This window comes from Aerolutibacter ruishenii (genome assembly GCF_007830115.1).
In the GTDB taxonomy this organism is placed as follows: Bacteria; Pseudomonadota; Gammaproteobacteria; order Xanthomonadales; family Xanthomonadaceae; genus Aerolutibacter; species Aerolutibacter ruishenii.
Genome location: NZ_VLKP01000012.1, coordinates 62051 through 82126, shown reverse-complemented (window position 1 = coordinate 82126; position 20076 = coordinate 62051). Strand labels below are relative to the sequence as shown.

The following is a 20076-nucleotide window of genomic DNA, read 5'->3' as shown; positions in this document are numbered from 1 at the left end:
TATCGGTGCCCGCGTGCAGAAGCGCATCCTGATTGTCGAAGACGAACCCGCGATTCGCGACATGGTGTCCTTTGCCCTTCGCAAAGGCGAGTACGAGCCGGTCCACGCCGGCGACGCGCGCGAAGCGCAGGCCGCCATCGCCGACCATGTGCCGGACCTGATCCTGCTGGACTGGATGCTGCCGGGCACCAGTGGCCTGGAACTGGCCCGGCGCTGGCGCAAGGAATCGCTGACCCGCGAGATCCCGATCATCATGCTCACCGCGCGCGGCGAGGAGAACGACCGCGTGGGCGGGCTCGAGGCCGGCGTCGACGACTACGTGGTCAAGCCCTTCTCCGCCCGCGAGTTACTGGCCCGCATCCGCGCCGTACTGCGCCGCTCGCGCGAGGACGACGAGGACGGCAGCGTGACGGTGGGGCCGCTGCGCATCGACGGCGCCGCGCACCGGGTGTTCGCCGGCGACCAGCCGGTGCAGATCGGCCCGACCGAATACCGCCTGCTGCACTTCTTCATGACCCACCCGGAACGGGTCTATACCCGCACCCAGCTGCTGGACCATGTCTGGGGCGGCAGCGTGTACGTGGAGGAGCGTACGGTGGACGTGCACATCCGCCGGCTGCGCAAGACGCTGGAGCCACACCAGATCGACGGCATGGTGCAGACCGTGCGCGGCGCCGGTTACCGGTTTTCCGCCTCGCTGGCCGTCTAGACTGGGGCCATGCCTCCTCGCACCCGTTCCGCCTGGTTGAAGACGCTGGGCCAACTGGCCATGGTCCTGCTGGCCGCGGCCGCCATCGGCATGGCCCTGGGCCATCCGTGGCAGGTGGTCACGTGCGCGGCACTGGGCGTGGTCGCATGGCATTACTGGCGCCTGCGCAGGGTGCTGCTGCGGCTGACGGCGCGCCAGCGGCTCACGCCGCCCCTGGGTGACGGCGTATGGAATGAACTGGACCGGTTGCTGTACCGCGGCCAGTCGGAGATGCGCTCGCGCAAGCGCCGGCTGATCGAGATGCTGCGCGCCTACCGCGCCGCCGCGGCCGCCCTGCCCGACGCCATCGTCGTGGTGGACCGGTTGAGCCAGCGGGTGCTGTGGTTCAACGCCGCCTGCAAGCCGTTGCTGGGCATGCAATACCCCGAGGACATGGGGGCGCCACTGGTCCAGCGCCTGCAGCCCTTGCCGCTGGCGCATTGGCTGGCGGCCGGTCGCCATGCGGAAACACTGGAAGTGCCATCGCCCGTCAACTCCTCGGTGACGCTGAGCCTGCGCCTGATCCCGTACTCGGAGAACCTCTGGTTGCTGGTCGCGCGCGACGTGAGCCGGATGCTGCACCTGGAGCAGATGCGCCGTGACTTCGTGGCGAACGTATCGCACGAGCTGCGCACCCCGCTGACCGTGGTCCATGGCTACCTGGACATGCTCGACCCGGAGGAGCACCCCGACTGGGCCCCCATGCTGGCCGAGATGCAGCGGCAATCGCAGCGCATGACCCAGCTGGTGGAGGACCTGCTCACACTGTCGCGACTGGAATCGCAGGGCAGCCTGCCGGAGGAGGAGAACATCGCAATGGGGGCGATGCTCACCACGCTGGCACGCGAGGCCAACGCGCTCAGCCAGGGCAAGCACGAGGTCACGGTGGATGACAGCAGCGAGGGCCTCGACCTGTGGGGTGGCCACAAGGAGCTGCACAGCGCGTTTTCCAACCTGGTCAGCAATGCGATCCGCTATACCCCGGCCGGGGGCAGCGTGCACATCCGCTTTCGCCGTGAAGGATCGGGTGCCGTGCTTGAAGTAAGCGATACCGGCTACGGAATTCCGCCCAACCACCTGCCCCGCCTGACCGAACGGTTCTACCGCGTGTCCACCAGCCGTTCGCGCGAGAGCGGCGGCACCGGGCTGGGCCTGGCCATCTGCAAGCACGTGCTGAACCTGCACCAGGCCCGCCTGCAGGTGACCAGCGAAGTTGGCCGCGGCAGCACGTTTTCGTGTCATTTTGGTGCCGAACGCGTGCGCCCGCGCGAGGCCATCGAGGTATTGCCATGAACCTCCAGCCACCAGCGACCAAGATCGCGGACTCCGCGCCGGAGCGCGATCCGCTGCGCGACCGATCGCTGTATTTCAACCGCGAAGTATCACAACTGGATTTCAACTTCCGGGTGTTGGCACAGGCGATGGATCCCCAGGTGCCGCTGCTGGAGCGGTTGCGCTACCTGTGCATCTCCTGCACCAACCTGGACGAATTCTTCGAGATCCGTGCCGGCAGCCTGCACCACGCACACGACCTGGGGCTGGCACCGGGGGCGGACGGATTGGCGCCAGCGACGGTACTTGGGCGCATCCACGACCGGGCGGCCGACCTGGTGCAGCAGCAGTACGCCTGCTGGAACGACGTGCTGCGCCCCGCGCTGGCCGATGCCGGCGTGCGCGTGTTGGCCCGCGAATCATGGAACGAGCAGCAGACGGAATGGCTGCGCAACTGTTTCCGTGACGAGATCATGCCGGTCCTTTCGCCCCTGGGCCTGGATCCGGCGCACCCCTTCCCCAAGATCCTCAACAAGTCGCTCAACATCGTGGTGGTGGTGGAAGGCAAGGACGCGTTTGGTCGCGCGGGGAACCACGCCATCGTCCGGGCGCCACGCTCGCTGCCGCGCATCATCCAGATCCCGGAGGAGATCTCCGGCGGCAAGAATGACTTCGTGTTCCTGTCCGCCATGCTCTCGGCGTTCGTCGACGAACTGTTCCCCGGCATGCAGGTAAAAGGGGCTTACCAGTTCCGCGTGACCCGCAATTCCGAGCTGCTGGTCGACGAGGAAGAGGTGGACAACATCGCGCTGGCGTTGCGTGACGAACTGGTCGGCCGCGGCTACCTGCGCGCGGTGCGGCTGGAGATCGCCGAGCAGTGCCCGGACGCGATCGTGCGCATGTTGCTGGAGAACTTCGACCTGGCCGAGCATGCGGTGTACCGCATCAACGGGCCGGTGAACCTCAATCGCGTGATCCAGGTGTACGACCTGGTGCAGCGCCCGGACCTGAAATTCACCCCGTTCCACCAGCGCGTCCCCGCCGGCATCGATTCGATGTTCGACACCGTGTCGCAGGGTGACATGTTGCTGCACCATCCGTTCGATGCGTTCAGCCCCGTGCTGGAGCTGCTCCGCCAGGCCGCCGAGGATCCCAACGTACTGGCGATCAAGCAGACGTTGTACCGGGCGGGCAAGGATTCACCGATCGTCGAACACCTGGTGCAGGCGGCACGCAACGGCAAGGACGTGACCGCGGTGGTGGAGCTGCGTGCGCGATTCGACGAGGAGGCCAACCTGGGCCTGGCCGACCGCCTGCAGGAGGCCGGCGTGCAGGTGGTGTATGGCGTGGTGGGCTACAAGACGCACGCCAAGATGATGCTGATCGTGCGCCGGGAAGGCCGCAAGCTGCAGCGCTATACGCACCTGGGCACCGGCAACTACCACACGGGCACGGCGCGGGTTTACACCGACTTCGGCCTGATCACCGCCGACCCGGAGCTGGGCAGCGACGTGAACCTGGTGTTCCAGCAGCTCTCCGGGCTCGCACCCGCGATCAGGCTCAAGTGCCTGCTGCAGTCGCCATTCACCCTGCACTCGGGCGTGCTCAAGCGCATCGACCGCGAGACGAGGCATGCCAAGGCGGAAAGGCCGGCGCGGATCATCGCCAAGATGAACGCGCTCAACGAGCCGCAGGTGGTGCGGGCGCTGTATCGCGCGTCGCAGGCGGGCGTGCAGGTCGACCTGATCGTCCGCGGCGCCTGCACGCTGCGCCCGGGGGTGCCCGGCATCTCGGAGAACATCCGCGTGCGTTCCATCGTGGGTCGCTTCCTGGAGCACCACCGGGTGTACTGGTTCGCCAATGACGGTGAGCCGGACCTGCTGTGCTCCAGTGCCGACTGGCTGGAGCGGAACCTGCTGCGCCGCGTGGAGACGGGCTTCCCGATACGTGACCCGGCGTTGGCACAACGGGTGTTCGACGAAGCGCTTGACAACTACCTGCGCGACAACGTGGCCGCCTGGGTCCTGCATCCCGATGGCCACTACGAGCGGCTGCAACCCGCCGAAGGGGAGCCACCCCATTCCGCACAGGCCAGTTTATTGGCGAAAATCTGCGGATGAACGCCGTCCTCCATGCCGCACGCCTCCCACTGAAGGACGGCGACCTGCTCGCCGCCGTCGACCTGGGCTCCAACAGCTTCCACATGGTGGTGGCCCAGCAGTTGCTGGGGCAACTGCGCGTGGTGGACCGCCTGCGCGAGACGGTACGCATGGCCGAGGGCCTGGATCGCAAAGGCGGCATGGACCCCGCGGTTCGCGACCGGGCACTGGAATGCCTGGCGCGCTTTGGCCAGCGCCTTCGCGATGTGCCGCCCTCGCACGTGCGCGCGATCGCCACCAACACGGTGCGTCGGCTTGCGGCCCCCCAGGCGTTCCTGATGCCGGCCGAAAGCGCTTTGGGCCACGCCATCGAAGTGGTCGCCGGCCGCGAGGAGGCGCGCCTGATCTACCTTGGCGTCGCGCACGCGCAGCCGCCGAAGGATGGCCAGTTGCGCCTGGTGATCGACATCGGCGGTGGCTCGACCGAGTTCATCATCGGCCGGGGTTTCGATGCCCTGGAGCGCGAGAGCCTGCAACTGGGATGCATCGCCACCACCCGCCGCTTCTTCGAGAACGGCAAGCTGTCCCGCAAGCGCTGGAAGGAGGCGCTGGCGGAAGTCTCCGCCGAGTTCCAGCAGTTCGCCGGCACCTACCGTGCGCTGGGCTGGCAGGAGGCGCTGGGGGCGTCGGGCACCAACAAGGCCATTGGCGATATCTGCGCGGCGATGAAGCTGACCAAGGGTGCGATCACGGCGCAGGCATTGCCGGTGGTGCGCGACCGCCTGCTGGAGGCCGACCGCATCGACGCCATCGACCTGCCGGGATTGTCGGCGGAACGCCGCCCGATCATTGCCGGCGGCGTCCTGATCCTGGAGGCGGCGTTCAATGCCCTGGGACTGGAGCGCATGGCCGTGAGCAAGGCCGCCATGCGCGAAGGCGTGCTGTACGACATGGTTGGCCGTGGGGGCGCGCACGACCCGCGCGATGCGGCGGTGGCGGCGCTCATGCAGCGCTACGGCATCGATCAGGCACAGGCGGCCCGCGTGGAGGCCACGCTCATGCACCTGTTCGACCAGGTCGCCGACGCCTGGCAACTGGACGAGGACGACCGCGTCCTGTTGCGACGCGCGGCAATGCTGCACGAACTCGGGCTGGTCATTGCCCACAGCCAATACCACGTGCATGGCTCGTACGTGCTGGAAAATTCCGACATCGCTGGGTTCTCGCGCCAGCAGCAACAGTTCCTCGCAGCCCTGGTACGCACGCACCGCCGGAAGGTGCCCAAGAACGCATTCGACGCCCTGCCGGACCGCCTGCTGGGCGCGGCGAGACGCAGCGCTGCGTTGCTGCGCCTGGCCGTGCTGGTCCATCGCGCGCACGAGGCCACGCCCATTCCCCGGTTGGACGCCGTCGCCTCGCCTACGGGCCTGACGCTGACCCTGTCCAAACGCTGGCTCGATGCCCGGCCGCTGCTGAAGGCCGACCTGCTGGGCGAACCGGAGGACATGGCCGGGCTTGGCGTGGCACTGAAGATCGAGATGGACTGAGCGCATGACCATGCCACGATCGCGGTCACCCCGCGGTCATGTTGCTGACACCCCGGGTTAACCAGGGTGCGCCACGCTCTCCCAAACCGGGAGCAGCGCATGCGCTATGCCATCGTCACCGAGACCTACCCGCCGGAAGTAAACGGCGTGGCGCTGACCGTGCAGGGCCTGGAGCATGGATTGCGCGCGCGCGGGCATGCAGTGGACGTTGCGCGACCGCGGCAGCGCGCGGAACGCGTGGGCGCCAGCCATGAACTGCTGACGCCCGGCCTTCCCATCCCGCGTTACCCGGGCCTGCGTTTTGGACTGCCGGTCACGGGACGCCTCATCCGCCACTGGCGCACGGCCCGACCCGACGCCGTCTACGTCGCCACCGAAGGGCCGCTGGGCTGGTCCGCCCTGCGCGCCGCACGACAACTGGGCATTCCCGCGGCGACCGGATTCCATACGCGCTTCGACGAGTACATGCGCGACTATGGCGTTGGCTTCCTCGAGGGGCCGGCGCTGGCATGGATGCGGCGCTTCCACAATACCGGCAATGCCACCCTGGTGCCCACGCGCGAATTGGCCGGCTTTCTTCGCGACCGACGCTTCGAGAACGTGGTGCAGCTATCGCGCGCTGTCGATACCACGCAATTCCACCCCGGACGCCGGGACCAGGACATCCGCACGCGCTGGGGCGCCACGCCGGACTCGCTCGTGGTGGTCTACGTAGGTCGCATTGCACCGGAGAAGAACCTCGACCTGGCCGTGCACGCGTTCCGCGCGGTGCAGGCGCAACGGCCCGATGCACGGTTCGTCTGGGTGGGCAGTGGCCCGGCACAGGCCCGGTTGCAGGCGGCGAACCCAGACTTCATTTTTGCCGGCGTGCAGCGCGGCGACGCGCTTGCGCGGCATTTCGCCAGCGGCGATCTCTTCCTGTTCCCGAGCCACAGCGAAACGTTCGGGAACGTGACGCTGGAAGCCATGGCAAGCGGCGTGGCGACCGTGGCGTTCGACTACGGTGCCGCGCGCGAGCACCTGCACCATGGCGTGCATGGCGCCGCGGTGGCGCGCGGAGACGACGCACAATTCATCCGGGAGGCAGTCCGCATCGCGACCGAAGGCGCCACCCGCGATGCGATGGCAGTCGCGGCCCGTCGCGCGGTGGAGGGGCTGCGCCCCGAACAGGTCGCTTCCGATTTCGACGACATCCTGCAAGGCCTGCGGACGGGAGGGCGCAATGCATCGACTGCCATGGCGTGAAAGGTTCGTTGCCGGCGAGTCCGGCTGGTGCTTGCGGGTCAACCGCCTGTGCGCGCGCGGCGCCTCCCGGGCGTACTTCTCCGCGATGAGCCGGCTGGGCGACGGCGTGTTCTGGTACGTGCTGATGGGGTTGCTGGTGCTGGCCGATGGCATGGACGGACTGGCTGCGTCCGCCCATCTGGCGGCCACCGGCGTCATTGCCCTGGCGCTCTATCGGGCGCTCAAGCACTGGACCAGGCGACCACGTCCGTTCGCGTCGGACCGCCGCATCCAGGCGTGGGTGGCGCCACTGGACGAATTCAGCTTCCCGTCCGGGCACACCCTGCACGCGGTCGCGTTCACGCTGGTGGCGCTGGCGCATTACCCCATGCTGGGCTGGGTGCTGGTGCCGTTCACGGCCAGCGTGGCCGCCTCGCGCGTGGCATTGGGACTGCACTATCCCAGCGACGTGCTGGCCGCCACCGCGATCGGCTCGGCATTGGCCGGGCTGTCGTTGTGGCTGGTGCCTGGCGTGTCGCTGTTCGCTTGACGGCGGGATCCCTCAGCGGGAGAACCGTGCCATGCGGGCGCGCGTGATACCCGGGCGGAACTGCGCCGGCCAGTCGCCATCGACCGCGACCTGGGCCCGCACGCGGGTTGCGGACAAGGCTTCGAAGTCCAGGTCCGCGACCGCCCAGTGCTGCGCTCCCTCGGTTCTCGCCAGCACGCCATCGGCGGGCAGTCCGGCGTCCATCGGCGCGTAGATCGCCGCTTCACCCGTGTTGGTGTCCAGCGCGGGACTCCACGGCGCATCGCCGGCCGTGACCGACTGCGCGACGAAACAGCGATTTTCCAGCGCCCGTGCCATGCAACCCACGCGCACCCGCGTGGCACCGGCCTCGGTGTCGGTGCAACTGGGCACCAGCAGCAGCCGGGCACCTGCCTCGCACTGTGCGCGGACCGGCAGTGGGAACTCGCTGTCGTAGCAGATGGCGGTCGCCGCCCGTATACCGTCACCCAGGTCGAAGACCCCCAGGGCGTCCCCGGACTCGATCACGCCCGCCTGCTTTTCGAAACCCGTGAGCTGCAGCTTGTCCTGCCACGCGTGCCCGCCATCGGGAGAGAACAGATAACTGCGATTGCGAAAGCGTGCCAGTCCGGTGTCCTGCAGGAAGCTGCCTGCCACGATGTGCATGCCGGTACGGCGCGCCTCGCCCGAGAACAGGGCCATCCAGTGCGGGAGGTATTCCTGCGTTGCAGCCAGCGAAGCCAGCAGGTCGGCGCGCACCGGGGCCTCGAAGGTCGCCGCCAGTTCCAGCGAAAGGTACTCCGGCAGCACCGCCAGGTCCGCACCCGCCACCCGCGCCTCATCGAGCCAAGCGGACAGCTTGCGGGCAAACACGTCGAAGCTGGCAGGTGCATCGATGGTGTACTTGGCGACGGCGACTTTCACCAGAAGACCTCCAGTGGGCGGGTCCAGCACGTCAGTGTATGCGGCAGCTCCTCATCGGCGCCCACTTCAGGCCATGGCAGGGCAACCTGCATGCCCGGCACGGGTGCATAGCCGCGCTTGCGCCAGAACAGCTCGTTGTCACGGTGCATCGCCGGCCGGCGCGGGTCGGCCGGTTCGCGGTCGACCGAACAGAATGCGGTCCATGCAAAGCCTCCCAGCGCGCGCGCATGGGCTTCACGCTCATCGAAGAAGCGATGCCCGAGTCCCTGTCCGCGGTACGCCGGCATCAGCACGGATTCGCCGCAGTAGAACACGGTCGCGGGCGGGTATCCCGCCGCCGCGAACGGCGCGATGAACGCCGCCGACTCCTCCTCCAACGGCAGGCCGGTCGACGCGCCGACCACCTGCCCCCCGTCGAAGGCCAGCACGGCGACGCTGCGCTTGCTGCGGGTGTAGACCTGCAGGTAGTCGGCCTCATAGACCGCGCTTCCCTGGTACAGGTAAGGCCATTCGCGGAACACCTGGATGCGCAGCCGGGCCAAGGCATCCACGTAGGGGGCGATGGCATCGCCAACCAGCGTGCGAAGCGTGATGGATCGTGTGTTCATGGCGACGATTCTAGGCCAGCGGACCGATTGACGGTGTCGACGCACTCGCCCGATACCAGTCCACCTTGCGGGTGGCGACCATCAGGCCGGCAAGGATCGCGAACAACAGCAGCGAGCCCAGCAGCAAGGCGTTGTCCTCCGACACCAGCAGGCCGTACAACGCGGCATACAGCGTGCCGAGGATGAGTGCGAACCCGACGCCACGCCATGCACTGCCCAGCACGTGGCACAGGTAGAAACCGATCACGCCAACACACGCGGCGCTGGCCAACGCATACGCCAGGCCGAACGCGATGTGTTCGCTCAGGCTGACCAGCAGAAGGAAGAAGATCGAAAGCGCCAGGCCCACCAGTCCGTACTGGATCGGGTGGATGCGCAGCTGCAGCAGCAGTTCCAGCATGAAGAACCCGACGAACGTCAGCAGCACGAACAGGATCCCGTATTTGATGGCGCGGTCGGCCTGCGTGTACGCGTTGACGGGGTCCACCAAAGACACGTCGACCGAGTCGATCGCTTCCAGCGCACGACCGCTCCGGTACTGCCGTTGCGCATCCGCCGCCAGCGCCGGGATCTCCCATTGCGCTGCGAAACCATCGCCATCGATTCGCGGTTGCCTCGCGGGAAACCTGCCTGCCAACCGGGGGTGCGGCCAGCTGGAATCGAGCGCGAACCGGTTCTGCCATCCCAACGGCACCAGCGACAATGATTCGGTGCCACCCAGTACCAGGTCCAGCCGCGCTGACAGCTTCGTGCGTGACCCGGCCTGCGGTGCCGGCAGGCGCGCATGCACGCCCGCGCCGTCCCGGCTCCCCTGCCCTTGCAGCACGGCGGTCGGCGCACCGTTCACGGTGAGGCGCGGGGTGCCCCGCAACCCGCGGACATCGGCGATGCCATAGCTCAACCACGGTTGGCCGATGCGACGATTGGCCAGTGGATCGCTGGCGGCAGGCACGTCCAACGTGAAGCGTGCATCCGCGCGCCCGGCCCATTCGTAGACGCGTACCGAGTGCAGTCCCAGCCGACGCGTGGAAGGTTCCAGCGGCCCGGCCACGTCCAGCGAGTCGGGAAAGTATGTCCAGGTGGACTGTCTGTCGCGACGCACCTTGCGGGTGCCGCCTCCCGTATCGGCGACCTCGACCTCGACTGAATCGGTATACGGCACCACCAGCACCGGTCCGCCAAACACCTGAGCGCCGGCGAAGGTCGAGGAAATCTGCGCCACCGCCTCGGCGCGATTGCGTTGCCGGTCGTCGACGACGCCGTCGATCAGGCCCAACGGCACCAGGATCGCCAGCGTCATGGCGAAGACGAAACCAAACTTGATCCAGAACCGCATGACCCGCTCCCCGTATGGAATTCGCGGTCAGGATGGGCGGGCTTCGTGGGCTACCGATGGCGCGACGGTGAAGCGAGGGTGAAGTGGGCCGGATCAGGCACGCCCATCGCGCGCCAGCGGCAACTCGAGCGTGGCCGTGGCACCACCGCCGTCACGGTTGTCCAGGGCCGCACGCCCGCCATGCAGGTCGGCCACCTCGGCGACAAAGCACAAGCCAAGGCCGCTGCTGCGGCTACCGCCTCCGGGACGGGGCAGCGAATAGAACCGCTCGAAGACCCGATCACGCGCATAGTCGGGAACGCCAGGGCCCCGGTCGAGCACCTCGAAACGCGCACGCGTCCCGGCGAGCAGCAGCCGAACCTCGACTTCACCTGTTGCCGGGGAGAAATCCAGTGCGTTCTCGACCAGGTTGATCAACGCCTGCCGCAGCAGGAAGGCATCGCCGGACACCACCACGTCGCCTTCGGGCAATGACAGGCGTAACCGGCCCTCGCCCTTCGCTCCGCTGGCGCCGCACTGCGCCAGCGCCTCGCGGGCCACGTCCGCCAGGTTGACCGGCTCTGGACGTTCGAGTTGCTGCCGATGCTCCACGGCGGCGAGGGCGAGCAGCTTGTCGATCATCTGCGCCATGCGCTCACCCTGCGCGCGGATGTTACCCACGAACCGGGTACGGTCCGCGTCCGCCATCGGGGATTCCAGCAGCTCGGCACTGCCGCGGATGGCTGCCAGCGGGCCCTTCAATTCGTGCGCCAGCGTGTGCACGTACTGCTCGACGTACTGTTTTCCCTCCAGCCGTTCGCGCATGGTCTCCAGCGCTTGGCCGAGCTCGCCGAACTCGCCCGGAACATCCGGCAGCGGGGCCCGATCGCCGGCCGTCACGCCCTGCGCATAGCGGCGCAGGCGACCCAGCTGCCGCGACAGCCATCCGGCCGCCAGCACGCCAACCAGCAACGCGACCCCCATCAGGGCCAGTCCCCAGCGCAGCACCTTCGACTGGCTGCGCTCGATGAACGGCGCGATGGTGCGGTTGGGCTTGGCCACGGTCAGCACGCCCGCGATGCGCCCCTGGGCATCGTGGATGGGCGCCGCCACGTGCATCACGCTCGAATCGGGGTCATCGGGGTCGGACAGGGTCGAGCGGGCGCCGTAGCGCCCCCGAAGCGTGAGGTGCACGTCATTCCAGCGCGAGTAATCCCGGCCCAGTGCACCGCCGCGCCCGTCGCGCGCATCGGTGTCGAACACGACGATGCCCCGCGCATCGGTCACGTAGACCCGGTACTGGCTGGCGCGCTTCTGGAAGCCCCAGATCTCCGCGCCGAAATCGCGCCCCGCCAGGCCGCGCATCCGGAGGGCGAAACGGCCGTCATTGATGTGCCCGGCCAGCAGGTCGTCGGTGGCAAGTTCCGCCAGCACGTTGGCGGTATCCACCAGGGTGTCTTCCATTGCCTGCCGCACACCGGGTTTGACCTCGGCGACGAACACCCGCCCCAGCAGCAGCGCGGCCATCGCCACCACCAGGAAGTATCCGAGGAAGATGCGCAGCCCGATCTTCACCGGCGCCTCAATCCACCGCCACCGAATAGCCCAGCCCGCGATGCGTGCGTATCGGGTCCGGAGCGTCGGTCGCCGCGCGCAGCTTGGCACGCAGTGTCTTGATGTGGGTGTCTACGGTGCGGTCGCCGCTGTCGAGCGAGTCACCCCAGACGCGGTCCATCAGCTGCGCGCGCGTCAGCACCGCACCCGGCCTGCGCAGCAGTTGCGCCAGCAGGCCGTACTCGTACCGCGTCAGGTCCAGCATGTGGCCCCGGTAGCGGATGCGGTGGCCTTCGGTGTCGTGTTCGAATTCCCCGGCGACCTGCGCGCCTGCAGTGGCGGGGGACGACGTCCGCCGCAGCACCACCCGCACCCGCGCCACCAGTTCACGCAGCGAGAACGGCTTGGCCACGTAGTCGTCCGCACCGATCTCCAGCCCGAGCACTCGGTCGGCCTCGGCCGCCTGCGCGGTAAGGAATATCACCGGCAGCGGTCGTACCCGCAGCAGTTCGCGGCACAGCGCGAACCCGCCCATGTCCGGCAGTCCGACATCAAGGATGGCCAGGTCGAAGTCCTCGCGCTCCGCCAGCCGCAGTGCGTCTCCGGCCGTCAGGCAATGGCCCACCGCCAGGCCATCGGCGCGCAGGGCATAGGCCACGGCCTCGGCGATCGCCACTTCGTCTTCGACCAGCAGGATCCGCGGCATCGTGCCCTCGGCCTTGGGGAATGCCGCATTAGAACAAGGCGAGCGGGCGACCGGCTACCCTATGCACATGAATTACCGCCATGCCTTCCATGCCGGCAACCACGCCGACGTCATCAAGCACCTCACCCTGCTGGCCCTGTGCGATGCCCTGGTGGCCAAGCCGGCTGCGGTGTTCGCACTGGACACCCACGCCGGACGCGGCCTGTACGCACTGGACAGCAACTCGGCCCAGCGCACGGGCGAGGCCCAGGCAGGCATCGGCCGGCTGATGGCGGAAGCGCCGGGCGACCCGCTGGTGCAGCGCTACCTGCAGGCGGTGCGCGCGTGCCGCAACGAGCACGGCATGGCCGCCTACCCCGGCTCGCCGTGGCTGCTGGCCCATGCGCTGCGCCCGCAGGACCGCATTGCCGCCTGCGAACTGCATCCCGAGGAAGCGGGGCAACTGAAGGCCAACTTCGCCCGCGAACCGCGCGTGGCCGTGCATGAGCGCGATGGATACGCGGCGATCAAGGCCCTGCTGCCGCCGCGCATTGGCGACACGAAGTTCGCCCGCGGCCTGGTGCTGGTGGACCCGCCATACGAAGCCCAACTGGACGAGTTCGATGCAGTGCTCGCTGGCGTGCGCGAAGGACTGACGCGCTGGCCGCAGGGCACGTTTGCCGTGTGGTATCCGATCAAGCTGCGACGCTCGCTGCAGCCATTCTTCCGCCGCGCCGCGACGCTACCGGCCAAGTCAGCGCTGGTGGCCGAGCTGATGGTGCGCGAGGACGACTCGCCTCTGCGCATGAACGGCAGCGGCATGCTGGTCCTCAACCCGCCCTGGCAGTTGGACCAGGCGCTCAAGCCGGCCCTGGCCAAGGTGGCGAAGGTGCTGGCGGAAACCACGGGAGCCAGCGCCCGGGTCGAATGGCTCAAATCGCCGGACTGACCGGCTGCGGGTGGCAGCCGGGCCGATCGCCACTTCCCTGGTGTCGCCGGACGGCCGTTCCACGACCGGACAGGACAGCCTGCGCACGATGGCCCGCAAGGGGCTTCGGGCCGGCCCTGCATTTGTAAGCGCCAGATGAAGACCGGATTAACCGTTGGTGTGCGAATATCCGGCCATGGCTGCGCGAGACCGACTCCCCCCCTGGCACGAGATGCTCGTGCTGCCCAATCGTCGTGAAGTGCTCATCCGCCCGATCCGTCCGGAGGACGCCGAGCCGATCCGGGCGAGTTTCGGGTTGCTGCAGCCCGAGGAAGTGCGCCAGCGCTTCCTGTATTCGATGAAGGAACTCACGCCGGAGATGGCCGAGCGCCTGACACGGCTGAACCCGAAGACCGAGTTCGCGCTGGTCGCGGCTGAGCCGCTCCCCCCTGGCGAAGCGTTGGTGGGTGCGGTGGCGCGCATCGCCATCGACGACAACGGGACAGATGCGGAATTCGCCATCCTGGTCAGCCATTTCATTTCATACATGGGGCTGGGCCGCTACCTGATGACCCGCCTGGTCAAGTGGGCGCGCGGCAAGAAGGTCGAGCGGATCTACGGCGATGTGTTCGAGCACAACCTGCCGATGCTGGAACTGGCGGAGTCGATTGGCTTCTCGCGGGAGATCCAGCAGGAAGGCCAAGGGCTGGTGCGGGTGATCCTCACCCTGAACGACGCCAAGGCCGCCTGAGCACCACGCATACCCTCGGGTCCGGGACTGCACCTCTGCCAGGCGCACTTGCCGCACTTGCCGCGCATGGTCATTGCCATGGCCGCAGGTCGCGCTCGCGTAAACTTGACCCTTTCGCGCTGGCGGCACGACTGCCGGCGCTGCTGACGTTTTCCCGGGATTTCACCAGATGTCCAAGCCGCGTTTCCCCACTCCGCCCCTGCCCCGGCCAGGCCAGTCCCGCGCCTGGTGGAAGCAACCGGCTTCACCGTCGGCGCTGGCCTACCACCTGGCGTTGGCGGCAGGCGCGCATGCAGGGCCTTTGCTGGTGGTGGCACGCGACAACCATGGCGCGCACCAGCTGGAATCGGACCTGCACACGCTGCTGGGTCCGCAGGCCGACATTCCGGTGCTGGCGTTCCCGGACTGGGAAACCCTGCCATACGACGTCTTCAGTCCGCATCCCGACATCGTCTCGCAGCGCCTGGCCGCGCTGCATCGCCTGCCCACGCTCAAACGCGGCATCGTGGTGGTGCCGGTGCAGACGTTGCTGCAGCGGCTCGCACCCGTGCGCCATGTGGTCGGTGACAGTTTCGACGTGCGCGTGGGCCAGCGCCTCGACCTGGAGGGCGAGAAGCGCCGACTTGAATCGGCCGGTTACCGCAACGTGCCGCAGGTACTCGATCCAGGCGACTTCGCCGTGCGTGGCGGGCTGCTGGACGTATACCCGATGGGCGCGGACATGCCGTTCCGCGTGGAACTGCTGGACGACGAGATCGACACCATCCGCGGCTTCGACCCCGAGTCGCAGCGCTCGCTGGACAAGATCGACGCGGTCAAGCTGCTGCCCGGCCGCGAGGTGCCGCTGGATGAGGCCGCGCTCAAGCGTGCGATGGAGGGCCTGCGCGAGCGCTTCGACCTGGACACCCGGCGCAGCGCCCTATACCAGGACCTCAAGGCGGGTGCCGCACCGGCCGGCATCGAGTACTACCTGCCGTTGTTCTTCGAGCAGACCTCCACGCTGTTCGATTACCTGGGCCAGGCGGCCCTGCCGGTAATCGCCGATGGCGCGCTCGAGGCCGCCGACCAGTTCTGGCACCAGACCGGTGAACGCTACGAACAGCGTCGCCACGACATCGAACGGCCGATCCTGCCGCCGGAGACGCTGTACCTGTCGCCACAACAGCTCCGCGAACGCCTCAACCAGGGCGAGCGTATCGAGGTCTGCGGCGACGGCCATCCCCAACGCGATCGTGCGCAGGCGCTGGGCGACCAGCCCGCACCGTCCCTGCCCATTGCCGCCAAGGATGTCGCGCCGGGTGCGGCACTGAAGTCGTTCCTCGGCAGCCATCCGGGCCGGGTGCTGGTCGCGGCCGACTCCGCCGGGCGGCGCGAGGCGCTGATGGAGCTGCTGGCCGCCGCGGAACTGCGGCCCACCGTGGTCGCCGACTGGGCGGCGTTTGCCGCCGCGCCGCCATTCGCCGGTGACGGTGCTGCCGACCAGCGCGGTACGCCCGTCGCGCCCGGTGGCGAGCCATCCCGTTTCGCCATCGCCGTGGCGCCGTTCGACGACGGTTTCGCGATCGATGCACCGGCGATGGTGGTGCTCACCGAGCGCCAGCTGTTCCCCGAGCGTGCCTCGCAGCCGCGCCGCCGCAAGCGCGCCGGTCGCGAGCCCGAGGCGATCATCCGTGACCTGGGCGAGTTGAGCGAAGGCGCGCCCATCGTCCACGAGGACCACGGCGTGGGCCGGTATCGCGGCCTGATCGTGCTGGAAGCCGGCGGCGAGAAGGGCGAATACCTCGAGATCGAATACGCCAAGGGCGACCGCCTGTACGTGCCGGTCGCGCAGCTGCACCTGATCAACCGCTACTCCGGCGCCTCGCCGGAGACCGCGCCGCTGCACTCACTCGGCGGCGAGCAATGGACCAAGGCCAAACGCAAGGCCGCGGAGAAAGTGCGCGACGTGGCGGCGGAGTTGCTGGAGATCCAGGCCAAGCGCCAGGCGCGCGCCGGCCTCGCCATCGACGTCGACCGCGCGATGTATGAGCCGTTCGCCGCGGCGTTCCCGTTCGAGGAAACGCCCGACCAGCATGCCTCGATCGAAGCGGTGATCCGCGACCTCGCCTCCAGCCAGCCGATGGATCGCGTGGTCTGCGGCGACGTCGGTTTCGGCAAGACCGAAGTGGCGGTGCGCGCGGCGTTTGTCGCCGCGGCCGGTGGCAAGCAGGTCGCGGTGCTGGTGCCCACCACCCTGCTGGCCGAGCAGCACTACCGCAATTTCCGGGACCGTTTCGCCGATTGGCCGCTCAAGGTGGAGGTGCTGTCGCGCTTCAAGACCAAGAAGGAAATCGAGGCCGAACTGGCCAAGGTGGCCGAGGGCAAGATCGACGTCATCGTCGGCACCCACCGCCTGCTGCAGCCGGACGTGCGCTTCGCCGACCTGGGCCTGGTGATCGTGGACGAGGAGCAGCGTTTCGGCGTGCGCCAGAAGGAGGCGCTGAAGGCGCTGCGCGCCAATGTGCACCTGCTGACCCTGACCGCCACGCCGATCCCGCGCACGCTCAACATGGCGATGGCCGGCCTGCGTGATCTGAGCATCATTGCCACGCCACCCGCGCATCGCCTGGCGGTGCAGACCTTCGTGGTGCCATGGGATGACGCACAGCTGCGCGAAGCGTTCCAGCGCGAACTGTCGCGTGGTGGCCAGCTGTACTTCCTGCACAACGATGTCGAAAGCATCGGCCGCATGCAGCGCCAGCTGGAGGAACTGGTGCCGGAGGCGCGCATCGGCGTGGCCCACGGCCAGATGCCCGAGCGCGAACTGGAACGGGTGATGCTCGACTTCCACAAGCAGCGCTTCAACGTGCTGCTGGCCTCGACGATCATTGAATCGGGCATCGACATCCCCAACGCCAACACCATCATCATCAACCGCGCCGACAAGTTCGGCCTGGCGCAGCTGCACCAGTTGCGCGGCCGCGTGGGCCGCAGCCACCATCGCGCCTATGCCTACCTGGTGGTGCCGGACAGGAAGTCCATCACCGCTGATGCGAAGAAGCGCCTGGATGCCATCGCCGCAATGGACGAACTCGGTGCCGGCTTCACCCTGGCCACCCACGACCTGGAGATCCGCGGCGCCGGCGAGCTGCTGGGCGAGGACCAGAGCGGGCAGATGGCCGAGGTCGGTTTCAGCCTGTACACCGAGCTGCTGGAGCGCGCGGTCAAGTCGATCAAGCGTGGCGAACTGCCCGACGTGGATGGTCACCACGCCCGCGGCGCCGAGGTCGAGCTGCACGTACCCGCGCTGATCCCGGACGATTACCTGCCCGACGTGCACACCCGCCTGACGCTGTACAAGCGCATCAGCGGCGCGCGCGACGCGGAGGAACTGCGTGAGCTGCAGGTGGAGATGATCGACCGCTTCGGCCTGCTGCCCGACCCGGCCAAGCACCTGTTCGCCGTGGCGGAACTGAAACTGCAGGCCACCGACCTGGGCATCCGCAAGCTCGATATCGGCGCCACCGGAGGCCGCCTCCAATTCGTGGAAAAGCCAAATGTGGACCCGATGGCGATCATCAGGATGATCCAGGGCCAACCCAAGCTGTACCAGATGGAGGGGCCGGACAAGCTGAAGGTGAAGCTGGAACTGCCAGATGCCACGTCGCGGATCAATGCGGCCCGCGGGCTGTTCACCGCGCTGCGACCGGGTTGAGGCGGCGGCACGGATTACCTGCATCCTTCGCCTGCGTTGCACGACGCCCGTATGCTGTCGCTTCATGCCACCGGAGCCCGGCCTTGATGCCCCTTGCCACCGAACGCCTGCGTCTGCGCCGCCTCACGCTGGACGACGCGCCCTTCATCCTCGATCTGGTCAACCAGCCCTCGTGGCTGGAAAACATCGGCGACAAGGGCGTGCGCGGCCTGGACGACGCACGCGACTTCCTGCGCAACGGCCCACTGGCCATGTACGCGCGACATGGCTTCGGCCTGTACTGCATCGAGCGGGCCGCCGATGGCGCCGCCATGGGCCTGTGCGGCCTGATCAAGCGCGACACGCTGGACGATGTGGACATCGGCTACGCACTGTTGCCGCAGTATTGGGGCCAGGGCTATGCCCGCGAAGCGGCCGCCGCGACGCTGGAGCACGGCGTTCGCGACATCGGCCTGCAGCGCATCGTGGCCATCACTTCGCCGGGCAATGGCAGTTCCGCGCGCCTGCTGGAAAGCCTCGGCTTCCGCTTCGAGCGGATGCTCTCGCTGTCCCGCGACGACGAGGTGAAACTGTTCGGCTGGAGTCCGGCGTAGGCCCAGGGGCACCTATCAGGGTGCAATGCGATCGCTACCCCGCCCCTACCCCGCCCCTGCCCCGACCCCGGCCGGCGCAACCGCAATAGGCCGTTCCACGGACGCAGAGGCGCCTGACGGCCCACGGTGGCATGCTGTCTTTCTGCCCCATGGAGTCGCACCATGACCACGATTGTTGTCCCCCGCGTACATGACCTCGGCGGCTTCCAGGTGCGTCGCGCCGTACCCAGCCTGCAGGCGCGTTCGGTCGGACCGTTCGTGTTCGTGGACCACATGGGCCCGACCGTGTTCGAGCCCGGCCGCGGTATCGACGTGCGCCCGCACCCGCACATCGGCCTGGCCACGGTCACCTTCCTCTGGTCGGGCACCATCACCCACCGCGACACGCTGGGCAGCCTGCAGGACATCAGCCCCGGCGACGTGAACTGGATGACCGCCGGCCGCGGCATCGCCCATTCCGAGCGCACGCCCCTGGCCCTGCGGCATGGCGAGCATCCGCTGCATGGTATGCAGACCTGGGTGGCGCTGCCGAAGTCACACGAGGAAATTGCCCCGGCCTTCTTCCACCATTCCGCGGAAACCCTGCCCCACCAGCGTCGCGATGGCGCATGGCTGCGGGTGGTCGCAGGCCGCGCCTATGGCGAGGAGTCGCCGGTACAGGTGTTCAACGACACCCTGTACGTGGCCATCGACCTGGACGTGGATGCCGAGACCGAACTCGACGCCGGCCACGCCGAGCGCGCCCTGTACGTGCTGGAAGGCGACGCCCAGCTCGATGGCGTCGACATCCCCGAGCGGCACCTGGTGGTGCTCGACCCCGGTGTCCGCCATCGACTACGCGCCCGCGCCCCGGTCAAGGCCATGCTGCTGGGTGGCGAGCCATTGGATGGCCCGCGCCACCTGTGGTGGAACTTCGTCTCATCTTCGCGTGAGAGGATTGAACAGGCCAAGCAGGATTGGGTGGAAGGGCGTTTTGGCACCGTCCCTGGCGATGACGAGTTCATCCCCTTGCCTGAACGCTGACCGCCGGCACCGGGCGCACACCCGCTCGGCGGTTACCGGCGAAACTTATTGTTAATCATTTGTCAATGACCCAATTGTGTTTTATGGTCGGAATCACGGCCCTATTGCGGCTGTGCCCAGGGGGAACGACCAATGATCAAGCCAATCCTTTGTCTGTCTTTGATGGTTGCGGCGGGGGCAGCCCAGGCGCAGGAGGCTACCGGCTGTCCGAAACTGCCCGATGACGCGGTCCTGGCGTGGGAGCACCGCGCCAATGCCGGTACCGACTTCTGCCGCGCACTGCGGCCGGACGGCTCGGAGGCCTTCGGTGTGTATATCGCACGCAAGGCCCCGTTCGAGCCCAAGCGCGGCAACCGCGTGGAGGAGGACACCATCGACGGCCAGGCGATCTACTGGTACCGCAGCGAAGTGGCCGGACGTCCCAACATTGAAACGCGCGAAACGCTGGTACAACTGCCGGACGGCCGCGTGGCGCACATCTGGCTGCAGGCCAGCTCGCCGGAACGGCTCCAGGAAGAAATCGGCACGGCGCGTGGCATGCGCTTCCAGACCGCGCGCCTGAGCAGCAACTGATCGCCGGGC

Annotated in this window: 17 protein-coding genes; 12 read left to right on the top strand and 5 right to left on the bottom strand. The window is 68.0% G+C overall.

The genetic code is table 11. The features are described 5' to 3' along the window. Positions 1-13: 13 nt before the first annotated feature. The 6 genes from phoB to IP93_RS13465 all read left to right on the top strand — a co-directional run bounded on the left by phoB (position 14) and on the right by IP93_RS13465 (position 7440). Positions 14-709 (top strand): phosphate regulon transcriptional regulator PhoB, encoded by a 696-nt coding sequence (phoB, locus tag IP93_RS13490; protein ID WP_144816561.1) that lies wholly within the window; start codon positions 14-16, stop codon positions 707-709. Positions 710-718: 9 nt separating this feature from the next. Then, the gene (phoR, locus tag IP93_RS13485; RefSeq protein ID WP_144816559.1) at positions 719-2041 is read left to right on the top strand and encodes a phosphate regulon sensor histidine kinase PhoR; all 1323 of its coding nucleotides are present in this window, start codon (positions 719-721) and stop codon (positions 2039-2041) included. Beyond that, the gene (ppk1, locus tag IP93_RS13480; protein ID WP_144816557.1) at positions 2038-4140 is read left to right on the top strand and encodes a polyphosphate kinase 1; all 2103 of its coding nucleotides are present in this window, start codon (positions 2038-2040) and stop codon (positions 4138-4140) included. Before phoR ends, ppk1 begins: the two co-directional genes overlap by 4 nt. After that, entirely contained in the window at positions 4137-5666 is a 1530-nt protein-coding gene (ppx, locus tag IP93_RS13475; RefSeq protein ID WP_144816556.1) for an exopolyphosphatase, read from the top strand. The genes ppk1 and ppx overlap by 4 nt, the downstream gene beginning before the upstream one ends. 99 nt (positions 5667-5765) lie before the next feature. Next, positions 5766-6911 carry a glycosyltransferase family 4 protein gene (locus IP93_RS13470; RefSeq protein ID WP_144816554.1) on the top strand — a complete coding sequence of 382 codons (1146 nt, stop codon included), beginning with the start codon at positions 5766-5768 and terminating at the stop codon, positions 6909-6911. Continuing rightward, positions 6889-7440 carry a phosphatase PAP2 family protein gene (locus IP93_RS13465; protein WP_144816552.1) on the top strand — a complete coding sequence of 184 codons (552 nt, stop codon included), beginning with the start codon at positions 6889-6891 and terminating at the stop codon, positions 7438-7440. Before IP93_RS13470 ends, IP93_RS13465 begins: the two co-directional genes overlap by 23 nt. Positions 7441-7452: 12 nt before the next feature. On the opposite strand, the gene IP93_RS13460 is transcribed toward IP93_RS13465, so the two are convergent. The 5 genes from IP93_RS13460 to creB form a co-directional block, all read right to left on the bottom strand. Beyond that, on the bottom strand, positions 7453-8343 hold the full coding sequence (locus tag IP93_RS13460; RefSeq protein WP_144816550.1) for a carbon-nitrogen hydrolase family protein: 891 nt from the start codon (positions 8341-8343) through the stop codon (positions 7453-7455). Further along, entirely contained in the window at positions 8340-8951 is a 612-nt protein-coding gene (locus IP93_RS13455; RefSeq protein WP_144816548.1) for a GNAT family N-acetyltransferase, read from the bottom strand. Before IP93_RS13455 ends, IP93_RS13460 begins: the two co-directional genes overlap by 4 nt. A 10-nt stretch (positions 8952-8961) precedes the next feature. Then, positions 8962-10287 (bottom strand): cell envelope integrity protein CreD, encoded by a 1326-nt coding sequence (gene creD, locus IP93_RS13450; protein ID WP_144816546.1) that lies wholly within the window; start codon positions 10285-10287, stop codon positions 8962-8964. 93 nt (positions 10288-10380) lie between these two features. After that, entirely contained in the window at positions 10381-11841 is a 1461-nt protein-coding gene (gene creC / locus IP93_RS13445; protein ID WP_144816544.1) for a two-component system sensor histidine kinase CreC, read from the bottom strand. A 7-nt stretch (positions 11842-11848) separates the two neighbouring features. After that, positions 11849-12526, bottom strand: coding sequence for a two-component system response regulator CreB (gene creB, locus IP93_RS13440; protein ID WP_144816542.1), 678 nt, complete (start codon positions 12524-12526; stop codon positions 11849-11851). 67 nt (positions 12527-12593) lie between these two features. Between creB and IP93_RS13435 the strand changes: the two genes are divergently transcribed. The 6 genes from IP93_RS13435 to IP93_RS13410 all read left to right on the top strand — a co-directional run bounded on the left by IP93_RS13435 (position 12594) and on the right by IP93_RS13410 (position 20067). Next, on the top strand, positions 12594-13454 hold the full coding sequence (locus tag IP93_RS13435; RefSeq protein WP_144816540.1) for a 23S rRNA (adenine(2030)-N(6))-methyltransferase RlmJ: 861 nt from the start codon (positions 12594-12596) through the stop codon (positions 13452-13454). Between the two features lie 175 nt (positions 13455-13629). Further along, entirely contained in the window at positions 13630-14184 is a 555-nt protein-coding gene (locus tag IP93_RS13430; protein ID WP_144816538.1) for a GNAT family N-acetyltransferase, read from the top strand. 169 nt (positions 14185-14353) lie between these two features. Next, positions 14354-17878, top strand: coding sequence for a transcription-repair coupling factor (gene mfd, locus IP93_RS13425; protein WP_144816536.1), 3525 nt, complete (start codon positions 14354-14356; stop codon positions 17876-17878). An 86-nt stretch (positions 17879-17964) separates the two neighbouring features. Continuing rightward, entirely contained in the window at positions 17965-18471 is a 507-nt protein-coding gene (locus IP93_RS13420; protein ID WP_199747232.1) for a GNAT family N-acetyltransferase, read from the top strand. A gap of 162 nt (positions 18472-18633) precedes the next feature. Beyond that, the gene (locus IP93_RS13415; RefSeq protein ID WP_144816532.1) at positions 18634-19494 is read left to right on the top strand and encodes a pirin family protein; all 861 of its coding nucleotides are present in this window, start codon (positions 18634-18636) and stop codon (positions 19492-19494) included. A 132-nt stretch (positions 19495-19626) separates the two neighbouring features. Beyond that, positions 19627-20067 carry a hypothetical protein gene (locus IP93_RS13410; protein WP_144816530.1) on the top strand — a complete coding sequence of 147 codons (441 nt, stop codon included), beginning with the start codon at positions 19627-19629 and terminating at the stop codon, positions 20065-20067. The last annotated feature ends 9 nt before the right edge of the window (positions 20068-20076 follow it).

Excerpts from the sequence above, each read along its gene's own strand:
- phoR (WP_144816559.1), top strand. The coding sequence starts at position 719 with ATGCCTCCTCGCACCCGTTCCGCCTGGTTGAAGACGCTGGGCCAACTG.
- ppk1 (WP_144816557.1), top strand. The coding sequence starts at position 2,038 with ATGAACCTCCAGCCACCAGCGACCAAGATCGCGGACTCCGCGCCGGAG.
- ppx (WP_144816556.1), top strand. The coding sequence starts at position 4,137 with ATGAACGCCGTCCTCCATGCCGCACGCCTCCCACTGAAGGACGGCGAC.
- IP93_RS13470 (WP_144816554.1), top strand. The coding sequence starts at position 5,766 with ATGCGCTATGCCATCGTCACCGAGACCTACCCGCCGGAAGTAAACGGC.
- IP93_RS13465 (WP_144816552.1), top strand. The coding sequence starts at position 6,889 with ATGCATCGACTGCCATGGCGTGAAAGGTTCGTTGCCGGCGAGTCCGGC.
- IP93_RS13455 (WP_144816548.1), bottom strand. The coding sequence starts at position 8,951 with ATGAACACACGATCCATCACGCTTCGCACGCTGGTTGGCGATGCCATC.
- creD (WP_144816546.1), bottom strand. The coding sequence starts at position 10,287 with ATGCGGTTCTGGATCAAGTTTGGTTTCGTCTTCGCCATGACGCTGGCG.
- creB (WP_144816542.1), bottom strand. The coding sequence starts at position 12,526 with ATGCCGCGGATCCTGCTGGTCGAAGACGAAGTGGCGATCGCCGAGGCC.
- IP93_RS13435 (WP_144816540.1), top strand. The coding sequence starts at position 12,594 with ATGAATTACCGCCATGCCTTCCATGCCGGCAACCACGCCGACGTCATC.
- IP93_RS13430 (WP_144816538.1), top strand. The coding sequence starts at position 13,630 with ATGGCTGCGCGAGACCGACTCCCCCCCTGGCACGAGATGCTCGTGCTG.
- mfd (WP_144816536.1), top strand. The coding sequence starts at position 14,354 with ATGTCCAAGCCGCGTTTCCCCACTCCGCCCCTGCCCCGGCCAGGCCAG.
- IP93_RS13420 (WP_199747232.1), top strand. The coding sequence starts at position 17,965 with ATGCCCCTTGCCACCGAACGCCTGCGTCTGCGCCGCCTCACGCTGGAC.
- IP93_RS13415 (WP_144816532.1), top strand. The coding sequence starts at position 18,634 with ATGACCACGATTGTTGTCCCCCGCGTACATGACCTCGGCGGCTTCCAG.
- IP93_RS13410 (WP_144816530.1), top strand. The coding sequence starts at position 19,627 with ATGATCAAGCCAATCCTTTGTCTGTCTTTGATGGTTGCGGCGGGGGCA.